Below are 21,833 nucleotides of genomic sequence, written 5' to 3' on the forward strand. Positions count from 1 at the left end.
TATAAAAAATAAAGAGCTAATCATTATGCCGTCCCACCAGTTGTTTAACAGGAGATTTAATTCTTTCAACCAGCTATTGCCCGAGCTTGCTGTTCAACATACTGACAAGACGGCATTTGAGTTTTCACGAAGTGCCAGGGAAATACAAAATCAAAGCTACGGACAATTGCATCAGCGTGCCGCATCATTAGCGAGTGCACTTCAACAATATGGCCAGCGCGGTGATAGGGTTATTTTACTTTATCCGGATGGCGAAGACTTTATCGGGGCCTTTTTTGGCTGTCTTTATGCGGGGATGATTGCTGTGCCGGTTCCTATGCCAGCGAAATCTTCAGGAAATGCGTGGGAGCGTTTTGTTGGTGTTTTGAGAAGTGCGAAAACGGAATTTGTTGTAACGACAGGAAAAGGAACCGAAACATTAATACAGCTGGCTTTACTGTCCCCCCCACTTATTTTTACTTTTGATAAACCGGAAGCCATATCACTGCCTGCCGGATACCGCCTTCATTATGTGGATCGCTATTTTTCCGGGGCATTTAATCCTGCTCAAGTGACTGACGCCGATCTGGCATTTTTACAATACACCTCAGGTTCCACAGGAGCGCCAAAAGGAGTGATGGTTACCCACGGCAATTTGTGGGCAAACTCACAGGCAATTCACCACTATTTTGGTCACCATAGTGAAAGCCGCGGCATGATATGGCTGCCGCATTTCCACGACATGGGGCTTATCGGTGGACTGTTACAGCCCGTGTATGGGGCGTTTCCATGCCGGGTGATGTCACCAATGATGCTGATGAAAAATCCGCTTAACTGGTTAAAACAGATCTCAGAATATCGTGCGACCACGTCCGGAGGGCCGAATTTCGCGTACGACCTTTGCGTACGCAAAATTAGCCAGCAACAGGCTGAATGTCTAGATCTTTCCAATTGGGACGTGGCGTTTTGCGGGGCTGAGCCTATCCGTCCTGCCACATTACGCCAGTTCGGGGAGCATTTTGCCCATGTGGGCTTCTGCGCCAAAGCATTTTTATCCTGCTATGGAATGGCGGAAACCACGTTGATCGTTACCGGCATGGATAAAGGCCAAGGCATCGTCGTTACCGCAGAAAATGGAAAAGATCCCGGCGTTGTCAGCTGTGGCCAGGCATTGCCAAATACTGAGGTACGCATTATCGACCCTGTTAGCCTGCATGCGCTTGAAGATGGGCTAACGGGAGAAATCTGGTTACGTGGGCCCAGTATTGCATGCGGTTATTGGGATAATGCGGTTGCGACAGAAGCCACTTTTCAGGCTCAGATTGAGAATGAATCGGCGCATTGGTTACGCAGTGGTGATTTGGGGTTCCAACAGCAAGGCGCTCTATACGTTATCGGGCGTGTGAAAGAGCTCCTGATTGTCAATGGTCAGAACCATTACCCAACGGATATTGAGGAAACGATTCGGAGTGCTGATACTGTGTTGGCTGATGCCACCGTCTGCGTTTTTGCCAGTGATATTGCGCAGACAGAACAGGCCGTTGCCTTGTTGGAGATCCCTGAACGCTCCAGGGAGTCTGTTGATACGGCGGCGTTAAACGACCGCTTGAGAGCGGCAGTGGCGGACCGACATGGCATAACGTTGGGTGAGTGGGTCTGGGTTGGCCGCCGGGCGATTCCGCGCACGACCAGTGGTAAACTGCAACGAACGCGTGCCAAGGCAATGTACCAACAAGATGAATTAGTGGTGCAATGGCGTAGCCGAGCGGTCCAATCACAAACGGTTTCTACAACAAATTGTGGGATGTCTCTCAGTGTGCCGGCGCTGGCGTCGTTTATTGCAGGTCTTATCAGTACGGCGGTTAACAGAAACGTTAACGAACAGCATTGGGATGATGCGTTCACAACTTTTGGGTTGAACTCACTGCAGGCCGTTGGCGTGATCGGCGAGTTGGAACAGCATCTGGGTCGTGAGCTTTCGCCATCGCTGATTTACGACTATCCGACTATCAATAAACTGACTGCGTCACTGTTGCAGCCTGAGGAACCAAAAGCTGCGGCGGCGTTGGCTATCACTGATGATGCGATTGCGGTGATAGGGATTGGGGTTGAATTGCCAAGGCACAGCGGCGTTCAGGCATTATGGTCCTTACTACAAGAAGGACAACGTACGACTGGGGATATTCCGGCTCACCGTTGGGCTGGTTCGGCGTTAAACGGTTTTAATCGTAAAGGCAGTTTCTTTGACACAGTAAGTGACTTTGACGCCGGCTATTTTGGGATTTCGCCGCGTGAGGCGGAGTATATTGATCCGCAACATCGTCTGTTGTTAGAAACCGTGCAGCAGGCATTAACCGATGCAGGGTTAAAGGCTTCTACCCTGCGGGGAAGTGATACCGGGGTGTTTATCGGTATCAGCGCCAGTGATTACGCTTTGCTCTCGGGCGATCGAGTTTCTGCCTATAGCGGGTTGGGTAATGCGCATAGCATTGCGGCTAACCGCATTTCCTATATTTATGATTTCAAAGGCCCAAGTGTCGCCATTGATACAGCCTGCTCCTCTTCCCTGGTCGCGATTGACGGGGCGATACAAAGTCTGCGTTCGAAGCGTAGTACGCTAGCTATCGCTGGCGGCGTCAATCTGGCGCTGACACCGCATTTACAAACTGTTTTTACACAGGCGCATATGTTGGCACCCGATGGTCAGTGCAAAACCTTCGACACGCGGGCCGACGGATATGTGCGTGGCGAAGGGTGTGGAATTGTCATTTTAAAACCGTTGGCGCAAGCACTGGTCGATGGTGACCGAGTTTATGCCACTCTGGTAGCAAGTGCTATCAATCAGGATGGTCACAGCAATGGGATCACTGCGCCGAATGGCCCATCACAACAAGCGGTTATTGCACGGGCGCAGGCCGAGGCGGGCATCAATAGTAACCATATCGATTACGTGGAAGCACACGGTACCGGTACGGCATTGGGCGACTTGATTGAGTTTCAAGCTCTGGAGGCAGTGTTCGCGCAACGCCATCAACCCGCAGCGGTACAGGTGGGATCGATCAAGACGAACATTGGTCATCTGGAAGCAGCCGCAGGCGTGCTTGGGGTTGTGAAAGTGGCCTTGATGCTGCACTACCAACAGCGTGTACCCCATTTAAATTTCCAACAAATCAATCCTCATATTGCCGCCATTAGCCGTCGGGTTTCGGTAGAGGGAAGCAACAGTTGCGCATGGGAGTCGGCTGCGGGCCAACGCTATGCAGGCGTCAGCAGTTTTGGTTTTGGGGGAACCAATGGTCACGTGATCCTACGTGACTGCCCGCAGGTGGAAAAAGGTGAAGAGGGTGCGTTACCATTAACGTTGCTGCTAGTGGCATCTCATGAAGAACAGGGGCTTAACGCTCAGCGTGACGGTGTATACCGCAGCTTGCAGTTGCAGCGTGATGCTGACGTATCGGCGTGGTGCCGCTTGGTCAATACCCGTTATGACCACCCACGCTACCGTGGGTTTGCCTTTGGAGTCAACCGCCAGCAATTGGCCGAGAACCTGATGCAAATCACCGGTATGAAAGTGGGCAAAGCGCAACCTCAGGTCTGGTTATTCCCCGGGCAGGGAACGCAACAAATTGGTATGGGGGCTACCTTGTATCAGTATCTGCCGTATTACCATACGTGCTTTGACCAACTGGCTGATACGGTTTTACAACGTTATCAAATTGATATCCGCCAGGTGCTGCATGCTCAAGACGACAGTTGGCAGCGCTGCGCTAAAACTTGTCAACTGGCCCTGTTTGCGTGCAGTTATGCCATAGCAGAGAGTTTGATGCAATTTGGATTACGCCCAGCGGCTGTAATTGGTTATAGTTTGGGTGAATATTGCGCTGCAGTTGTTGCCGGCCAGATGTCGTTGGAGCACGGGCTAGCAATGGTTCATCAATGCGCTCACTTGATGGCCAGTCTGACCCAGCATGGCGCGATGGCTGTGGTGTTCAGTGGTGAAGATGAGGTCCGTCGCTACATTGCCCCGTGGGCGGCAGAGGTTGCCATTGCTGCGTTTAATACGCCGACGCTGACAACCATTACTGGGAGTACCGCCGCGATTGAAGCCTGTCTGAAAGACATTTCTGGACTGGGCGGTCACGCCCGTCGCATTAAAACCACTAACGCATTACATTCCCACCTGATTGATCCCATCCTGTCAGAATATCGACTGTGGATAACTCAATGCATTGATTTTAAAGAGAATGGTGTTCCTTTCTACAGCAACCTTGACGGTAAGGTACGCCAATATACGACGTCTGACTACTGGATCCAGCAAATTCGGCAACCGGTGCACTTCTTGCAGAGCATACAGGCACTGCTTGGAGAAGGAAATTATACGTTTGTGGATCTGAGTGCAGACAGTTCGCTAGGTAAATTTGTTGTGGCGACAGACTGCGGGCAACAGGTATTGGCTGCCGCTGACTATCGACATGAATACCAATCACTGCTGACGTTGCTTGGCTCATTGTGGCAGCAAGGGTATGACATCGAGTGGCACAGGCTGTACCGCTCAATGGGCCGTGAGGCTCTGACGCTGCCAGCTATCCAATTTTGTAAAAAAAACTACTGGTTGGCAGATGAAAAGCCAATGCAGCCACCATTTTCACATGAGGACGTTATGTCACAAAAACACCCATTACGGGGCGAAATAAAAGCGATTATTGCAGGGTATCTTGGGGCGCAGCCTGAGGATCTGGATGACGATCTGTCTTTCTTGGAAATGGGCGCGGATTCGTTGGTTCTGTTGGATGCAATCAATACCATTAAAGATCGTTACGGAGTCGTGATCCCTGTACGCTCACTATTTGAAGAGTTAAATACGCTGGATAGGGTGATCCACTATGTAATGGAGCATGCTCAGGTGTCGGAGTCCGTTGCTCCGGCCAATGAAAACCTCGGCGCTATGCCCGTTGGGCCACGTGCAGAACTCACGGTAATACCTTCATCGGAACACGAGATACCAGCACCAATTGTGGCTCCTGAAGCACTGCAAGACTTGATTGCACGGCAGTTAGAGGTTATGTCACAACAGCTTAACTTACTCAATGGCGGCACTGTTAAACCAGCTCCGGTACCGCCCGCTGTAGTGGCTAGTGCACCGGCGGTGGCACTCCCGCAGCCAGTTGCGGCTAAACCGATGGTTACGGATAAGGCACCGATCAATGTAACATTACCTAAAGCCCATGCGCACAACAGTTGGTTTAGAAAGGAAACCAAAAAGGTTTCCTTGGGGGCTGAACGTGACAGACATATTCAACAACTGGCCGAACAATTTGTCAGAAAAACGGTAAGTTCGAAACATCATGCCCAACAATTCCGCGCCGTCCTGGCCGATAACCGGGCATCTGCGGGCTTCCGTTTGTCCACGAAAGAAATGCTCTATCCTTTGGTTGGCGAGCGTTCACAAGGTGCCCGTATCTGGGATGTGGATGGCAATGAATACATTGACTTCACCATGGGATTTGGTGCCAACCTGTTAGGGCATGCGCCGGAATGCGTGCAGCAAGCCGTTGCAGCGCAGTTGTCTCAAGGCATGCAAATTGGGCCACAGAGCGCCCTTGTCGGTGAGGTGGCAACGTTGATCGCAGAGCTGACGGGTCAGCAGCGTGTAGCTTTTTGTAATTCTGGTTCTGAAGCGGTGATGAGCGCTGTGCGCTTGGCGCGCGCTGTGACAGGCAAAAATAAAGTGGCGCTGTTTAGTGGTTCTTATCACGGCGTGTTTGACGGCATTTTGGGACGCCAACAGGGGGGAGGAACGCCAGAACGCTCGGTACCTATTGCTGCCGGTACACCAGCGTCACTGGTAGAGGATCTGTTGGTACTTGAGTATGGCAGTGAAGAGAGCCTGGCGCTGATTGCTAAATATGCCGATCAATTAGCGGCGGTCATCGTCGAGCCGGTGCAAAGCCGATATCCCAACCATCAACCGCGCGAATATTTGCATACGCTGCGTAAGTTGACAGTTGAACACGATATCGCCTTGATGTTCGACGAGGTGATTACCGGTTTCCGTTTGGCTGCTGGTGGTGCACAGGCGTATTACGGCGTGAAAGCAGATATTGCTACCTATGGGAAAATTGTCGGTGGCGGTATGCCAATTGGTGTTATTGCTGGCTCTGCACGCTTTATGGACAGTATCGATGGTGGCTTCTGGCAATATGGCGATGAGTCTTGGCCACAGGCCGAGCTGATTTTCTTTGCGGGGACGTTCTCCAAACACCCGCTGACCATGGCTGCGAGCAAAGCCGTACTCGAATATATCAAGAACCACCCTGGGCTCTATGACGATATCAACCAGAAAACGCACGACCTCGCACAAACGCTCAACACATGGTTTGCGACAACGGGAACTCCAATCGAGATTGTTTCCGCTGGCAGTTTGTTCCGTTTCAAATTTAGCGGTAATTACGACATTTTGTTCTATCATCTCATGTTGCGCGGCATCTTTATTTGGGAAGGCCGTAACTGCTTTGTGTCCACTGCGCACACTACACAGGATATTGAGCTGTTTATTGCAGCAGTTAAAGAAAGCGTTAATGCTATGCGTACCGATGGTTTCTTCGGTGAGGATGGTTTGCAACCCAATACGTCTTACCCTGCCACTGACCGCCAGCAGCGTTTTACACTGCTGGCCGCTGAGGGGGAATTGGGGTTACGTGCGGGTAACATTGGTTGCGTCATCGAAACGGCTCGTCAGATCGACGGTTCCATGATGCGCCAAGCTTGGACTTTATTGAGTGAACGACATGAAGCATTGCGTATGCAATTCAACGGCATCGGTGAGTTGCAGGTTATGGCATCTTGCGTAGGTGGCGTAGATTTTACCGAAGAATGCAGTGAACAGGCAGAAGATAATGCCCGATTGGTGGCGTTTGCGGCTCAACAGTTCACTTTGTTAACTGCTCCATTGGCTCGTGTATTACTGTTACGGCATGTCGGAGGCTCAACGCTGGCTTTGGCAGCGCACCATACAGTTGCAGATGGTTGGTCATTTATAGTAATGCTGCGCGAATTACTCCATATATATGATTCCATTGTGGCAGGGTACTTGCCTGAACTGGCAGCAGCACCAAGCTATTTGCGCTTTATACATGCGGAAAAGACGGCAAATACTGCCCTGATTGCCCAGCGCTTAGCTGAATTACCCGCACAGCGTTTGAATCCTGCGCATGCGTTACTGGTTATCCAGCAAGTAGCGCCATATCAAGGTAAGCGCCTAAAAGGGGGCGTGGATTACCCAAGATTACAGTCTCATTTACGCAAAGTTGCCACAAAGCTACGGGTAACTCGTTTTGTGATATTGAACGCCTTGTTTGTGTTGACCTTAGAGCGGTTTATTGGCCACTCTTTGCTGCCTGTTGCCGTACCGGATGCTGGTCGGGATTTTGAACAGAGTGAAGGGCTTGTGGGGCAATGTGTCCGTTTGATGTCGTTTTGTTTTGACAGCTCAGCCAGCTCGTCATTGTCTGAATTTGTTACTGCGATACATCAAGCTGTGTTGGCTCAGCGTGATGCGCCAGCATTACCAGCTCATTGTTTCCATGGAGAAGGCGCGCAATTCCCTTTGCTGGCCACGTTCAATGTTGAACCCCATGCACCGTTGGCCGAAATGCGACAGTGGCAAGCTAGTCTGTCAATGCTGCCTATTGGTGCAGTTGAGTTCCCACTAATGGTGAATATAGTGGAAATGGCTGAAGGGTTGTCAATCGAGCTGGGCTATCAGGAGCGTTACTTCTCTGCGCATATAGCTGCTGAGCTGCTGGAACATTACCTAGCTGTGATCAATGTTCTGGCAGAGCAGGGCGTGGATGCAGTGAGTCAGCAATTTTATTCGCCTGCTGTAGTGGAAGCCTGATGAAAAAGCTGATAGGTATTGCACTGGTTATTGCCGCGTTGGCGTATGCGATCAATCTACTTTTTGATGCGGGCGTTTTCTACAGCGTTCAAGATATTCACGTGCAGCAGTGCAGAAAAGTGACAGGTGTCAGCGGGGCTGAAGATATCGTCCCGTTGCAAGATGGCGGGGCGTTAATTAGTAGTCTTAACCGCCACGGTAATACACCGGGAGCCCTCTATTACTTACAACTGGGGCAGACTCCCCTGCTGCTGCCAGGCGATTATCCAACGGAATTTTTCCCGCATGGTATAGACGTATGGCAGGAGGAGGGAAACACTTGGGTTTACGTGGTGAACCACCGTTATCAAGGGGATCGTATTGACGTTTTCCGTTTTGATCGTGCAGCAATGCGGTTGGTTTATCAACCTGCGTTGTCACGCAGTGTTGGAAAAAATATAAATGATATCAGCGTTATTGATAAAACCCGCTGGTTGCTAACAAGGGATCACGCTTATTCCGGCCTGCTCGGCCGTATTGAAGATTATCTGCGTTTGCCACTCTCACACGTGTTGCTGATCGATGATTCAGGGGTGCACACATTGCTCGATGGGTTGCACTTTGCGAATGGTATTTACTATGACCGACAACGGAAGCGGCTGTATGTGGCGGAAACCACAAGCGGTGCCGTGAGCAGTTGGGCATGGCAACAGGGAGGGGCGGCACCGACGTTGCTGAGTCGGATAACCGGCTTGCACGGGGTAGACAATATTATGCCTGATGAGAAAGGGGATGAGTTATTGGTGGCCGCACACCCACAACTGCTGAAACTGGCAGCGTACCAAAAGGATGCGAAAGCACGTTCACCATCGCTGGTCTGGCAGTTGGCGATAGCCCCAAATGGGGAAGCAGAACACGCTCAGGTGATTCACCAAAGCCATGGTCAGATGTTGGCGGCAATCAGTGTCGCGGCACCGTTGGCTGGTCAAGTTGTGATGGGCAGCGTATTTGATGATGGGCTGCTGATGTGTGGGGGAAACTAGCATGTTGAAAAAATGGTTCACCCGTCGTTCGACCTTCACCGGCACGTTAGCAAAAATCGCCGTAAGCCCTTGTTGTGGTCAATAAAAATTGGTCATTAACTTAGCGTTTTTCCCAAAATAATCGGTCTGATCCGTTGGGTGTCAACCCATTGTTGTACCAATGGGGCCGAAGCTGACTATAATAACCTGTTATATAATTCGTGATTGAGTGAAAGGCTTCTCTAAAATCTGAATATCCTTCTTCAGGAACCCATTCACTTTTTAAGCGCCTGAAAAAACGCTCCATTGGGCTATGATCCCAGCAATTACCCCGGTGGCTCAGGCTTTGTTTGATGCCATAATGCCACAATAACCGTCTGAACGTTTTGCTGGTATAGTGGCTACCTTGATCACTGTGAAACATGACACCTTGTGGCTTCCTCCTTGATTCAAACGCCATTTCCAACGCTTTCTTGGTCAATCCAGAGTTTGGAGAGAAAGACATCGCCCAACCCATGGGCTTACGGGCAAAACTGCCTGATGGCTCAGGGGCACAATGTGATCCGTTTTCATTTTCATGCCGTGCTCTGAGAATCGAACGCCTTTGATGGTTGCCTTGTGGCGGGAATTTTCCACACGGCGTTTTCAAGGTCAATTTCCTGCCAGCGGGAGAATCTCAGCTCACTGGGGCGGATAAATGTCAATAGCGCCAGTTCTACTGCGATTTTGGTCAGTAATCGCCCGCGATAGGCTGATAAGCGAACCAGAAAGTCAGGCAAATCTTCATGCGGCAGCACGGGATGGTGACGGGATTTCGTTATAGTGAGTGCGCCTGCCATATCGTTAGCAGGATTGGATTCCAGAATGTCATTCTGGACGGCATAACGCATGAGGGCGGTGACACGTTGCCGTAATCGCTGTGCAATATCGTGTTTACCCTGTTCATCAATGGTTTTGACTGGCGCTAAAAGCTGACTGGTGCGCAGTGTGGTAATATCGCGCGCGCCGATATGATGATCAGCTAGCGGTTATTTCACGCGATCAGACGGCTATTAGTATTGAGCTTAAACATTCTCAGTTAACCGCTGAAGAAAATGAGGCGCGCCAGATTGCCGAATTGCGCATTGAGCAGGCACAGGAATGTTTACGACAACAGGCCGATCGACGGCAGAATGCACAGACAAAGCTATCCGAGGCCCGCAAACAGCAAGATAGCGCAGAGAAACAGCTGCACGATGCCCGTGCCAGCTTGCATCAGGCTGAGGAACAATTGCAGCAACTGCATCGCCAGTTGGATCCTGAACAGGGGGCATTACGGCACTTCTTGCGTTCACGTTACGAGGGCTGGGAACAGAATTTGGGCAAGGTCCTGAATGAAAAACTGCTGGAACGTAAAGATTTGCAGCCTGATGTAAGGGAGCTGTCGGAATCTCTGTACGGCCTGCAACTTGAATTAAACGTGCTGGATATGCCGGATTTTGCGCTGGATGAGGCTTCAATCCGACGTCGCCTTGATAAGGTGGAACAAATTAAGGGGCATGCTGAAGAAGCGAAGAAAACGGCTGAAACCAACTTTCAGGAGCATCATCGGGACGTCAAGCGCCTGAAATCACAAGCGGACGAGTGTGAAAGACAATATCAACACCAAAACCGGGAAGTTGACTACGCCCGTGATGCCCGTACCCGTTTAATTGCAGAGCATGATGCGCTGGAGAAAAAACGTTGGCAGGAAAAACGCGCCCGCTTAAGCGCATTAGAAAAAACGCATACCGAATTAACGCAGCAGAAAGTACAAGATATCCGCGCGTTGACGGAAGAACACAATGCGCAAACGCTACAATGGAGTGTCGACCTTCAAAGTGAGCTGCAGCAAATTGACGAGAAGGTAGAAGAACTGTCCCGGCAGATAAATAAAAAACGCGCCGACATGGAAGAACGGATAAGAATATTCCAGCAGGCTCTGGACGATGATTTAGCGAAAAAGGGAATTGATCCCCGCGAAGTCAAAATACTTCGGGAGCGTATTGAAACGCTTAAAAAAGAGATTCAGGCGGTAGAAGAACGTCGAGATGAGCTGATCGAATGGCAGCGTTTTATCAACGTTGACTACGGGCCGTTGCGCCTGGAGCAACAGAAAAAGGAAAGCGATCTCTCCCAGCAGAATCGTGAACTGTTGCAGTCAGAACGTCAGTTAAAAGCAGAGTATCAGAATAAAAAAGACAGGCTTTATGATGAGAGAAAACAGTATGATGCGTTGATGCGACAGGCCGGCGAGCTTGTCGGGCAGTTAAAAATATTGCTGGATCGATTATTACCTCTGCCTTTGGTCGAAATGGTTCCGGCTTATGTGTGCCACGAATGCACCCTGTGGCAAATAAGGGTGCAATGCTGTGCGAGAGATGAGGGTCGGCCCCTCGGAGGCGGTGTCCAGACGCAGCCTTCAAACTACCCTGAGCTGCTGCCGTTAAGAGCGGTGGTGGTGAGCGTCAGGGAAAAGGCGCAGTCAGATGCGTCATGTATGTGTTGTGAAGATGAACGAGAGTGAACTGTAGATGCAGTGTCGAAAGGAACAAGATGATGTCAAAAACGCGCTTTCTAAGCGGCGTGTGATAAGTCCAGCGGTTATCTGGTTACTGGCTGGGCGGCATCCGGCATATAGACAGCATGAGCACAACACAGGCTCTGGCATGGAACGTGGGAACCTGTCGTCCCGATGTGAAGGGAGCGGCGTCAAGCAGAAAACCTGCAAGCGCCTGAGTACCGAGGCGGGGCACAGGGGCAGATGGCTCCGTAGTAGTGATGAAGCGTCTGTAATGGACGTGGAGCGAAGGGGGCCAGTCGTTGGGGTTGTATTACGGGTCAACCGCACAAGTGGGAGGAACCTGTGAGCCAGTCCAAACCGTTTGCGTTATCCAGACAGTCTGTCTGGAAAGCGTACAAGAAGGTAAAAGCCAACAAAGGTAGCGCTGGAATCGATGGTCAACCGATTGAGGAATTTGAGAAGAACCTCGCGGGGAACTTGTACAAACTCTGGAACAGAATGGCCTCGGGCAGTTATATGCCGCCAGCGGTTCGGCGTGTTGAGATACCAAAGGCGACGGGGGGAACGAGACCACTGGGGATACCCACGGTAGCGGATCGCATCGCGCAGATGGTGGTCAAAGACAGGCTGGAGCCGATTCTGGAGCCACAATTCCACGTTGACTCCTATGGCTACCGCCCGCACAAATCTGCGCACGATGCCCTGAGAGTAGCCCGGCAACGATGCTGGCGCACTGACTGGGTGCTGGACGTGGACATCAAGGGGTTCTTCGATAACATCGATCATGAACTCCTGATGAGGGCGGTGCGCAGGCATACGGATTGCAGATGGGTGTTGCTCTACATTGAGCGATGGCTAACCGCGTCGGTGTACATGCCGGATGGAACGGTGCAGATAAGGGATAAGGGGACTCCTCAGGGAGGGGTCATTAGTCCGTTGCTGGCCAATCTGTTCCTGCATTACGCATTCGATATGTGGATGAAACGGGAATTTTCCGTCGTCCGGTTCGAGCGGTACGCTGATGATATAGTCATCCACTGCAAGAGTCATGCGCAGGCAATGATGTTGCGTGGCAAGCTCAGAAAGCGTCTGGCTGAGTGTAAGCTGGAGATGAGCCCGGGTAAGACGAAAGTCGTCTACTGCAAGGACAGGGAAAGAACGGAGACATATCCTGAAATCAGCTTTGACTTTTTGGGCTACACGTTCAGGCCAAGAAAGTCGGTCTCGAAAGAAGGAGAGCTATCGGTGAATTTCCTGCCAGCAATGAGTGCCAGAGCTGCGAAGGCAATCCGGCAGACAGTACGGGGCTGGGATTTGAGTCACAAAACACCGCTGTCGCTGGAAGCAATGGCACGATGGCTCAATCCCATGTTACGAGGCTGGGTCAAGTACTATGGGCGCTTTTATCGGTCAGCAATGGATCGTATAGCCAGTCATGTCGATTTGCACCTTGCTAAATGGGTTACCCGCAAATATAAGCGGGTGCACGGTAGCCTGGCTCAGGCATATGAATGGTTAGGCAGGATAAGGAGTGTTAAGCCTGGTCTGTTTGCACACTGGGAAATTTGTACGCGGCGCGAACGGTCAACGGCAAGAGCCGGATGACGGGAGACTGTCACGTCCGGTTCCGTGGGAGCGCAGGGGGGAAGTTCCCTTGCGCGACCCGATATTGATTCAGCCGCCGATATTAATGAACGGATGTTGCGTACCAGCGATATGCTGGAGCAACACTCCAGCTTAATCCGTGCGCTGGAGAGCAAACTGAATGAGTTTAAGTCACGCTTTAATCAGGATGCGGATCCCACTTTCCTTGAATTATTGGATTCTGAGATAGATAAATTACCCGATCCTTCAAGGACTCGGCAGCAGTTGCCAATACTTGAAAAACTACTACAGCTTCTTAAAGATAAACAGCAGCAATTGCTGGAGATAGGTGAAAATATCGGTGGTGATCTGAAAAAATTCTTTGATGTTTTCAGTGATATCAATCGCCGGATTTCGCAACAAAGTCGGCGGTTGAGCGATGCGGTTACCGACGATTTGCAACTGGAAGGCATCAATAAATCAGAAGTTCGTATTTTATCGACCATCGACCAATTACGATTCTGGAAACCATTAAAGCGCTTTGCTAAAAACTATAGTGACTGGCGCTCGTCTGGTCAGCAACTTCCTCCCGAAAGCTATTTGAATGCCCTTATGGATGTGGTTGAACTGCTTAATGCCGATGAGCGTTTCACTATGGAATCGTTATTAAATCTTGAACTTCATCTTAATGAAGGTGGGGAAGATATTGTTATCAAAAACGATCGCCAGCTACTGGAAGCGTCAAGCCACGGTATGGCCTATCTGATCTTATGCAAATATCTTTTGGCGTTCACGCGTTTGTTAAGAGGCAAATCAGACGCCGTTATTCACTGGCCTATTGATGAAATCGGCACGCTGGCCTACCACAATGTGGAGAAATTATTTATTGCCTGTAGCCATAATAATATTGTGATTGTAGGCGCTTTTCCGAATGCGGAATCTGATGTGTTAATGCTGTTTAAGCATCGTTATTTGCTTGATGCCGATCAACTAGAGCCGACTCAGCGCAGGCTGAAAAGGATCCAGCCGAAAGTGAACCGTCTGGCGGTCCGACTGGCGCAGATGGAACAGGAGGCAATGTAATGCTGGAACATGGTCCTTTAATCAAAAGGCTGCTGACAGGGGAATTTATTTGCCGTATCAACGACCCGGATGCTTATCGTCATTTACAGGATGATAATACCCGGCAAGCAATTGATAACTATTTGTGCCCTCTTAACTACAGAATTGTCAGTAATGAAACGCAAACCGTCTATTATGCGGGCTTTTATGAGATGAATCGCGATGCCCGCAGTCAGCTTATGAATCAGTTTAAGGATATCATCTCTTCTCTGCTGCCTCTGCTTGAATGGTTACAACTCATACAGGAGACGCAAGGGCAGGAGAGTACGCTGACAGCAGGTGACTATATCAGGTTGTCGGAAATAATGACGCGTGTAGAGGATAATCAGAGCCTGCAACAGCGTCTGAATCAGCTTTCCAGCGATCGTTTTTTCAATTGTAAGAGTGATTCCATTGATCTTCAGCTCAAACAAATTTTCCGGCGTTTGAAAGAGCATGGCTATGTCAGACAACCCAACGCCGAGCAGCAGATATTTATTGCCACGGGGAAAATTGATTATTTGATTGACATGATCCGCTTTATCCGTGATGAAGAGCATTTACCGGTTGAAGACACACCGCCTGTTCAGCAGGAGCTTCTATAATGGTGCAGGAGATTTCTCCGATATCCGGTCTGTTTAAAAACGGCGCTGAACGGTTGGCATTATTGGGAAAATACCATCACGCCTTAATGAAGGGTTATGTCGATGGGTTTATTGATGAAACGGCTTTTAGCGAACAGACATTAAAAAAGCTGATCGCTGCGCGTATTGTATGGCGTGCTGATGAGCAACAGCCGCTGATGCTACGCCCGTTGGTGAGCGAACTTATCGCCAGCATGGTTGCTGATGAGAGCCGACGACAGATTAACGCGGATGTGGCAGAAAAACTGGAGCAGATCCGCAATAAGGTGCAGGCCTGGCGCGATGCTTATTATAAAGGTGATTACAGTATTGCTGAACGACAAATGCAGAGGTTGACTGAGCTCGTTCACGATCTCAGCGGGCAGTTTGAAGAGGCTATCGACAGCCTCTGGCATCGACTGAATAATGATTTCGGTTTCGTCAGCAGTCTGAATGAAAAAATTAATGAGAATGCGCGGGCGCAAAAACAGGTTCGTCGGTAGATTAAAACAGCAGGAATACGACCACAGCAGCATCGGGTACTGCTCCGTCTTAATCTGCCCTTAGTCAATGAGTTGGGGATGACTATTGAGGTTGTCGATACTGATTGGCGTAATATTATTCTGACGCAGTTTGATGTTCTTATCGCGGTAGAAAATCAGGATTGTTTCTACCATCTGGCGCTTTTTGATTATTCCCAATGCGATTTCCATTCGCCCCTGATTATTTACCGTGGTGATCGGGCATATAGCAAGGGGGCTGTTGCATTGAAGAGTTGCTGGTTGAAAACAGGGAAAACTGCGATCTATTTTGGCGATTTTGACCCGAAGGGCGCCAGCATTGCGACGAATGAAGGTTATCATTTTATGTTATTACCTTCACCAGACGTGGTGATAAAAAAATCCTCTTCAGCGATGTTTCCTGATGCGCAGTTAAAGTTTTTACCTGAATTATTAAGAGGTGAGGTACATTCCCATTTTCGTGACTATCTGTTGGTTTTGGAAAAACATCAGGCGCTGAGACAGCAGAAAATGCAGGGCAAAATTTTAAAAATGGTTATGTTAAAAGCATCGGATTAAAATATTTTGTGGCTGGTCGTGTATTTTTATCTGATGAGCAGGTCATTATCCTACAAATGCCCCCGCAACCACTCCGTCACGCGCTCAACATCAAAAGCACGTAACCCATACTCCTGCGTCAGCAACGCTTCCGGTAAGTACTCATCATATTTTTCGAGGCACTTTTCAGCGATGCTTTCGGCGAGACGGGACTCGGATGGCAAACCTTCCTGAAGCGCGCTGGCTAACGTCTGCTTAACTTCCGTGACCGTGGTTTTTTCAACTTCAACCACACCCGCAAATGAGCTTGCCTTAAAACCGCGCTGGATAAGTAATGCCGACAGCGTGTTTACGGTTTGATCGCCCAGCCAGGGGAGAATGTAGACATGCTGCCCCTGCTGAATAAAACATTCAGAAGCCAGATTATTGTTGCGAAAACAGCGTAGCCCTTCATCAAACAGGCTTCTGGCAGTGGCGTCGGCAAAATCGGCTTTACGATCGCCAACGGTGATGCGGTAGTCGCCTTCCCGATAAATGGTGAGCATTTCCTGGCGGACGACATCATGAATGGACATCCCTTGTCCGCCGAATAACGGTGGCTGCCCGCCCTTTGTCGCCTCGACATAGATGACTTTTTTATCGCCATCGATATCGGTCACTTTCCAGCGTCGACCGCCGAAAATAATATGCTGGTCAGGCATCAGTGGAGAATCAACGGGAATAGAGCCCAACGTTTTGCTCCCCGCCACAATACGAAACTCTTCCGGTGTGCTGAATACGGCGTAGAAGGTGTATTGATTCACCTGACGCTCGCCCTCGACGCACAGAACGAGTTCACCGCTTGATAGCTGGGTCAGAAACTGGTGTTCCCCCATATGCTTCAATAACGTTTTGAAGTCATCAATTCTGACTTTCTGGAATGGCCCTTGTTGACATAGCTGCGACCAGATCTGATCCGCACGTACGCCTCCCCATTGTGCAACAATCGCCAGAATCTGATGGAACAGCGTGGAATAGTGCATCTGCCGGGTATCGGCTGGTTCAAACCACTTGCTGCCGATAAGTAAGCGGATCATGGCCAGCGACTGAACAAGCTGGAGCCTGAGTTGGTCGACAATGCCTGACGTCGGCGTCAGTTCGTGTTCGGCAATCAACATTCTCAGTACGGCAGGGGAGTCGCGCCTGCCGGAACGTCCCATACGCTGGCGCAGGCTAGCAACGGAATGAGGGGCCGTAACCTGCACTACGGAACTGACTTTGCCGATATCGATGCCCAGTTCAAGGGTCATGGTACAAATGGCGGTGGTAGGTAAGTTGCCTTTCTGAAGCCGTTGTTCCAGCGTTTCACGCAGATCTCTGGACAGCGATCCGTGATGGGGGAAGAACTCGTTAGGAACGATGTTCATTTCACTAAGATCGCTAAGCGTAGCGGCAATGCTTTCGGTCCGCTTGCGACTGTTAGCGAACACCAGATGGGAATCACCACGACAGAGGCGAAAGATATCATGGCAAATTTGCGTCTCTGCCGACGGTGGCGGTTGCTGGCCTGAGGTGGTCAGAGGTTCCTGATAACCTTTAATCTGCACTTTTAGCGTGGCGTGAGTCTGGCTGTCGGTAATAATGTCGCAGGGCAGACGTTGATTTGGCCGCAGAGATAACGGCACCCGTTCCAGTTCTCCCAGCGTTGCGCTGAGTGCGACCCGGGGTACTGGATTGTTGATTCTTCCCAGCAGGTGATCGATCCGATTTAACAGGGAGAGAAGCTGCATACCCCGCTCAGAACCGATGAAGGCATGGAATTCATCAATGGTGATATACGCTAGGGGAGCGAAAGCCTGCTTTAACCAGCCCGCATTGCGGATCAGCATCGCTTCCAGCGACTCCGGGGTAATAAGCAAAATACCGGCAGGATTTTTCTTCGCTTTTAGTTTTTTGCTCTGCGCAACATCGCTGTGCCAGGGCGTGACCGGCATCTCCAGCGCATCGCCGAGGCTTTCCAGTCGTCGATACTGATCGTTAATCAGGGCCTTAAGCGGGCTAATATATAAAATACCGAAGCCGCTCTGAACATCCGTGATAGCAGAACAGGCGGGTAGGAAAAACGCTTCCGTTTTACCTGCGGCAGTAGCGGCGCTGATCAGTACATCCCGATCGCCCGCTAATATCGGTGGAATGGTTTTTTTTTGCAGTTCCCTGAGATCTGCCCATCCCTGCCGGTATATCCACTTCTGTATGCGTGGATCCAGCCGTTGATATTCATTCATCATAATCTGAAATCAGCCAGCCCGTCCTCATCGGCATCTTCTGTCGACGTCATTTCATCCATATCGCTGGGTTTTTCTTCCTCGATCGCGACATCGGCAATTAACTGTGACCATTGAATGGACGGGTTTTGTTCCAGTACGGCAAGCATATCCAGGAAGGCTTTTATTGTGTTTCGTGGCGTACGGAAATAGGCATCACCGATAGTATTGCTACAGTGGCGTAAGAATGCCGTCAACGCATCATCGGGAACCAGATAGTTATCCGCATCGCCGCCGGAATAAACGTGACGAAGGTTTTTCAACAGAATATAGAGCTCTTCCGGCGTCAGGCTGGCTAAATGCAGGGAAGGGGATGAGTAATCAATTACACCAGCCCGCTGAGCAAAGCTGTTTTCTGCCAGTCGTGACTGGAGCGCTTCGTAGCTGTACAACCCTTTACGCGGATCGAACAGGAACTCCGGCGTGCCGCCAAGTAAAAAGCCGATATATTCAGCCGTTCCTTGCAGGCAATCATTCAGAATACGCAGTATTTGTTCATAGTTAGCAACCCGAGCCTGCGTATTGCTAAGTTTGTACAGATTGACCATTTCATCCAGATTCACCAACAGACCCGCGTATCCGGCTTGGCGGACAAACAGGCTCATCAGCTTTAACGAATCGTAGAAAGAGGCGTCAGAGATAATCGTACGCACTCCGAGATCGTTACGTGCGTCAGTTTTCGTTGTGTATTCACCTCTCAGCCAGCGAATGGCATTCGATTTTAATGTCTCGTTATCCTGCTCGTGGCCCTGCCAGTAGCATTCAATGACTTTAGCGAAATCATAACCGCCAACCATATCGGACAGGGCGGCGAGCTTGTGGTGAATAATCGTCGGAACGGGTGTATTTGTACTTTCTGCTTCTTTTCTGGCTTCTGTAATAAAACGCTCAACTAGGCTTAATAAAGCATTGCCATCCGGCTTATTTCGAGTAGATAGATTTTTCATGAGCTCAGAATAGAGGTTTCGCGCCTGCCCGCCCGTCGCGTGGATGCGGCGATCCGGGGATAAATCGGCACTGATTGTCACCAACTTTTTTTCTAACGCAATTGAGCGCACAACACTTAAAAAGAATGTCTTACCTGAACCGTATTCCCCGATAATCAGTCGGAACCCCGCACCACCATCAGTGATCCGCTCAATATCCTGATACAACGCTTTTATCTCGTTGACCCGGCCAACCTGAATATGCTGAATGCCAATTTTAGGCGTGACGCCTGACTTCAGTGACTGAATAATGGCGTCTCTTTCTTTGAGACGAATACGAATGCCAGACATAAGTTATCCTTTGAGTTCTTGTGCAATTTCCAGGTCAACGTAAATATCATCGTCATCATCAAGTACCGGTGCGTCAACCTGTTCGAAAGACCAGTCATTAATCGCTTCAATCGCGCCACTCAGCATCAAATTAAGCTGCTGGCATAGCTCAGTGACTTCGTTACGCGCCCAACGCTCTTTTTCCAGCAAACGTTGGTAAAGCTGGTGATGTGCTTCATCAAGACCCGCGCCAGTACGTGACGGGATCTCTGCTGGTGGTTCGTCTGCGGGTTCATCTTCGGCAAAGATGGTGCTCAGTAACTGACGTACGTCTGTTGTGTCGGATTCATGACGGGCAAGGATCCGTTCATCAAGAGAAAACGTGCTGCTCGTCTCTGATGAGGTTTGTAACGTAGCCGTCGAGGTTGTTTCTGCGGTTGACAGACGGTGGATATCGCTGGTGACGGTACTGCTGTCCAGACCGAGGCTGACGTAGATTTTTTCCAGTTGCTTAATTTCAGCCGGGTCGATTTTTCCATCTGCGCAGGCGACGCTAATAATAACGTTGCCAATAGCGGATTTTTCTTTATTGCTGAGTTGCTCAATTTTGCCTTTCAGACCGGCCTGACTTGCAGGCGTATTGAGCCGCCAGGTAAGGTAGGCGTGCAGCGAACGTTTTTCAGTTGGTGACAACGCATCGTTATGACCAATCGTTCTCTCCAGTGCGGCCTGTTCAGCAACGTCCACACGCTTGTCCATTTGTGCAATCATGGCACCCAGTCGAAGTGCCACGGAGACTGACGTAAATTCTGCAGACGGTATGTAGAATTCAGCGTGTCCTTCGGGAAATAAAACAAGATGACCTTTTGGCTCTGGTCTGGCAAGGTGATAGCGCATATCTGGCGCAATGCCGTAACCTGCTCGTCTGGCGAAGTTTTTCATCAGCTCGGCTTCTCTCTTATTGATCTTATCCGGTGCAGGCATACCCAGTCTGGCCCAGAAATCAACAACTGTTGCCAACCCTGAGTTCTCACGGATCCGCTCATCTGCCCAGCGTTTGAATTCAGCGAACATCTGTTCTGCATCTTCGGTCAGGATTTCATCAGGGAGAAGCATGATGGCGGCGACATCGCTTCCTGAGGCATCTTTTTTACCGAGATAGCGGCTATAGGCATCCAGCGCGTTGATGCAGGATTCTGCGATGGGGATCAATTTCTGAACCGGTGCTTTTAAAACGCTGGGATCGGGAAGGTCGATCTGTTTTTTGACCTGGATCTCCCGAAGCGTACTGCTGGCGGGTGTATAGCTTAAATGCAACCGTGTTTTATTGGGTTTGACGACAATACCGTCACCATATTTTTGGGTATAGCGCCGTTTGAATAACGCGGAAAATTCAGAATGACATCGACGGGCTGGCGTGCGCAGTGTGTAATCAGGAAAAAAGTGTATCCATGCCAGTGCCAGATCGGCGGAAACAGGTTGTCTTTTATCAACCACAGTCGCCAGATTCAGTCTGAACAGTAATGAACTCCTCGAAGAGAAATACTCGTTTTCGCTGTGCATCGAAAGCAGCTTCGGTCTGAGAATGATCATCATTTCCAGCAACTGTGTTGCATAATATCGGAAAGAGCCGTTCGCCTGAAATACGGTTCTCAGGCGCGATATCTCTTCGAATAAGGCTTTGAATTCATTGTCATAAATGGCTTCTTGTGTGCCATCTGCCAGTACGCGGCGTTCAAGGCCGTAAAAATAGATAAAAACATAGCCAATAGGACAGCTCGCATCGCTTCGGTCGCTTGCCAGCCAGTCAAGATAGGCACCACGGCAACGAGGAGAGAGTGTGGCAAAGCTGGGCCAGTATCTCAGCGACTCATCATAGTAATGTCTTGAAATAGACTCGATGGATAAAGCGTCGTTAACCAGAGAAGCGTCGGAACCATCGTTATAAAGATAGCCATATTCCCCTGATGAATGTGTTTTTAACTGCCCACCGAAATAAAAATTGCCATGATTAATGACGATGTTTTGAATTGTGACGCTTTCTCCGGGTTTGACCCATCGTGCTGGCGTGGTATTGCGCCGGGCAGCGGGTTCTCGCATGGTGCCGTATTCAACTGTCAGCTCATTAACGAAGGTAAAGGTTGCCAGTTCATCATCATCGGATGCCTGAGAATTCATACTTGCTGCGCTATTGATTGGTTTATTGAGAGATTTTTGTTGGGGCGTATTATTTATTGGGGTGATGTTTTTGCTGTTTATTCTGGGGGAGGGCGATTTTTTCTTTTTGGAAAAAAGAAGCCAGATAATAGCCAATGCAATAACAAATATCCAGAAGCCCATTCCGTGCCCTTAATCGCTGATAATGCTTCCCGGCATTGTTCAACTATCGGCAAAGGCGGTAAGCATAAAACTGGAAGACAGATCGTAAAATGATACCGCGAATGGGCTGGAATACAAGCATAAAAACCATATTATTCAAAAGGCTTATG

At 49.8% G+C, this 21,833-nt stretch carries 13 protein-coding genes and 2 pseudogenes; 10 read left to right on the forward strand and 5 right to left on the reverse strand.

What is annotated here, in order from left to right; genetic code table 11:
* Positions 1–25: 25 nt before the first annotated feature.
* Both ACUN2T_RS03380 and ACUN2T_RS03385 read left to right on the forward strand, forming a co-directional pair.
* Positions 26–7,876 carry an aminotransferase class III-fold pyridoxal phosphate-dependent enzyme gene (locus ACUN2T_RS03380; protein WP_445496252.1) on the forward strand — a complete coding sequence of 2,617 codons (7,851 nt, stop codon included), beginning with the start codon at positions 26–28 and terminating at the stop codon, positions 7,874–7,876.
* Positions 7,876–8,898 (forward strand): arylesterase, encoded by a 1,023-nt coding sequence (locus tag ACUN2T_RS03385; protein ID WP_445496254.1) that lies wholly within the window; start codon positions 7,876–7,878, stop codon positions 8,896–8,898. Before ACUN2T_RS03380 ends, ACUN2T_RS03385 begins: the two co-directional genes overlap by 1 nt.
* A 78-nt stretch (positions 8,899–8,976) precedes the next feature.
* On the opposite strand, the pseudogene ACUN2T_RS03390 reads toward ACUN2T_RS03385, so the two are convergent.
* Positions 8,977–9,409, reverse strand: a pseudogene (locus ACUN2T_RS03390) (DDE-type integrase/transposase/recombinase); the annotation flags it as partial.
* Positions 9,409–9,890 (reverse strand): annotated as a pseudogene (locus ACUN2T_RS03395) (tyrosine-type recombinase/integrase); the annotation flags it as partial. The pseudogenes ACUN2T_RS03390 and ACUN2T_RS03395, both read right to left, overlap by 1 nt.
* 95 nt (positions 9,891–9,985) lie before the next feature.
* Between ACUN2T_RS03395 and ACUN2T_RS03400 the strand changes: the two are divergent.
* From ACUN2T_RS03400 to ACUN2T_RS03430, 7 genes are all read left to right on the forward strand, one after another.
* Complete coding sequence (locus ACUN2T_RS03400) at positions 9,986–11,422, forward strand: ATP-binding protein (RefSeq protein ID WP_445497793.1); 1,437 nt, start codon at positions 9,986–9,988, stop codon at positions 11,420–11,422.
* Between the two features lie 7 nt (positions 11,423–11,429).
* Positions 11,430–11,765, forward strand: coding sequence for a hypothetical protein (locus ACUN2T_RS03405; RefSeq protein ID WP_445496255.1), 336 nt, complete (start codon positions 11,430–11,432; stop codon positions 11,763–11,765).
* Entirely contained in the window at positions 11,762–13,024 is a 1,263-nt protein-coding gene (gene ltrA, locus ACUN2T_RS03410; RefSeq protein WP_445496256.1) for a group II intron reverse transcriptase/maturase, read from the forward strand. The genes ACUN2T_RS03405 and ltrA overlap by 4 nt, the downstream gene beginning before the upstream one ends.
* A 24-nt stretch (positions 13,025–13,048) precedes the next feature.
* A complete protein-coding gene (locus ACUN2T_RS03415; RefSeq protein ID WP_445496258.1) occupies positions 13,049–14,086 on the forward strand; it encodes an ATP-binding protein in 1,038 nt (345 codons plus the stop codon).
* Positions 14,086–14,709 (forward strand): condensin complex protein MksE, encoded by a 624-nt coding sequence (locus ACUN2T_RS03420; RefSeq protein WP_445496260.1) that lies wholly within the window; start codon positions 14,086–14,088, stop codon positions 14,707–14,709. The genes ACUN2T_RS03415 and ACUN2T_RS03420 overlap by 1 nt, the downstream gene beginning before the upstream one ends.
* A complete protein-coding gene (locus ACUN2T_RS03425; RefSeq protein ID WP_445496262.1) occupies positions 14,709–15,230 on the forward strand; it encodes a hypothetical protein in 522 nt (173 codons plus the stop codon). The genes ACUN2T_RS03420 and ACUN2T_RS03425 overlap by 1 nt, the downstream gene beginning before the upstream one ends.
* Positions 15,231–15,302: 72 nt before the next feature.
* A complete protein-coding gene (locus tag ACUN2T_RS03430) occupies positions 15,303–15,806 on the forward strand; it encodes a DUF7281 domain-containing protein (protein WP_445496263.1) in 504 nt (167 codons plus the stop codon).
* Positions 15,807–15,856: 50 nt separating this feature from the next.
* Here the strand turns inward: ACUN2T_RS03430 and ACUN2T_RS03435 are convergent, their stop codons facing one another.
* Genes ACUN2T_RS03435 through ACUN2T_RS03445 form a run of 3 tightly spaced genes read right to left on the reverse strand, consistent with a single transcriptional unit; the run spans position 15,857 to position 21,522 of the window.
* Positions 15,857–18,052, reverse strand: a complete 2,196-nt coding sequence (locus ACUN2T_RS03435) for a DEAD/DEAH box helicase (protein ID WP_445496264.1) — start codon at positions 18,050–18,052, stop codon at positions 15,857–15,859.
* On the reverse strand, positions 18,049–19,365 hold the full coding sequence (locus ACUN2T_RS03440; RefSeq protein WP_445496265.1) for an ATP-binding protein: 1,317 nt from the start codon (positions 19,363–19,365) through the stop codon (positions 18,049–18,051). The genes ACUN2T_RS03435 and ACUN2T_RS03440 overlap by 4 nt, the downstream gene beginning before the upstream one ends.
* 3 nt (positions 19,366–19,368) lie before the next feature.
* Positions 19,369–21,522 carry a tellurite resistance TerB family protein gene (locus ACUN2T_RS03445; protein WP_445496266.1) on the reverse strand — a complete coding sequence of 718 codons (2,154 nt, stop codon included), beginning with the start codon at positions 21,520–21,522 and terminating at the stop codon, positions 19,369–19,371.
* Between the two features lie 36 nt (positions 21,523–21,558).
* Between ACUN2T_RS03445 and ACUN2T_RS03450 the strand changes: the two genes are divergently transcribed.
* Complete coding sequence (locus ACUN2T_RS03450; RefSeq protein WP_445496267.1) at positions 21,559–21,777, forward strand: hypothetical protein; 219 nt, start codon at positions 21,559–21,561, stop codon at positions 21,775–21,777.
* The last annotated feature ends 56 nt before the right edge of the window (positions 21,778–21,833 follow it).

The sequence above is a fragment of the Photorhabdus machadonis genome, from assembly GCF_052657765.1.

What these genes read in the sequence shown, in the direction of transcription:
- ACUN2T_RS03380 (WP_445496252.1), top strand. Translation starts at nt 26, where the DNA reads ATGCCGTCCCACCAGTTGTTTAACAGGAGATTTAATTCTTTCAACCAG.
- ACUN2T_RS03385 (WP_445496254.1), top strand. Translation starts at nt 7,876, where the DNA reads ATGAAAAAGCTGATAGGTATTGCACTGGTTATTGCCGCGTTGGCGTAT.
- ACUN2T_RS03405 (WP_445496255.1), top strand. Translation starts at nt 11,430, where the DNA reads ATGCAGTGTCGAAAGGAACAAGATGATGTCAAAAACGCGCTTTCTAAG.
- ACUN2T_RS03420 (WP_445496260.1), top strand. Translation starts at nt 14,086, where the DNA reads ATGCTGGAACATGGTCCTTTAATCAAAAGGCTGCTGACAGGGGAATTT.
- ACUN2T_RS03425 (WP_445496262.1), top strand. Translation starts at nt 14,709, where the DNA reads ATGGTGCAGGAGATTTCTCCGATATCCGGTCTGTTTAAAAACGGCGCT.
- ACUN2T_RS03435 (WP_445496264.1), bottom strand. Translation starts at nt 18,052, where the DNA reads ATGATGAATGAATATCAACGGCTGGATCCACGCATACAGAAGTGGATA.
- ACUN2T_RS03440 (WP_445496265.1), bottom strand. Translation starts at nt 19,365, where the DNA reads ATGTCTGGCATTCGTATTCGTCTCAAAGAAAGAGACGCCATTATTCAG.
- ACUN2T_RS03445 (WP_445496266.1), bottom strand. Translation starts at nt 21,522, where the DNA reads ATGAATTCTCAGGCATCCGATGATGATGAACTGGCAACCTTTACCTTC.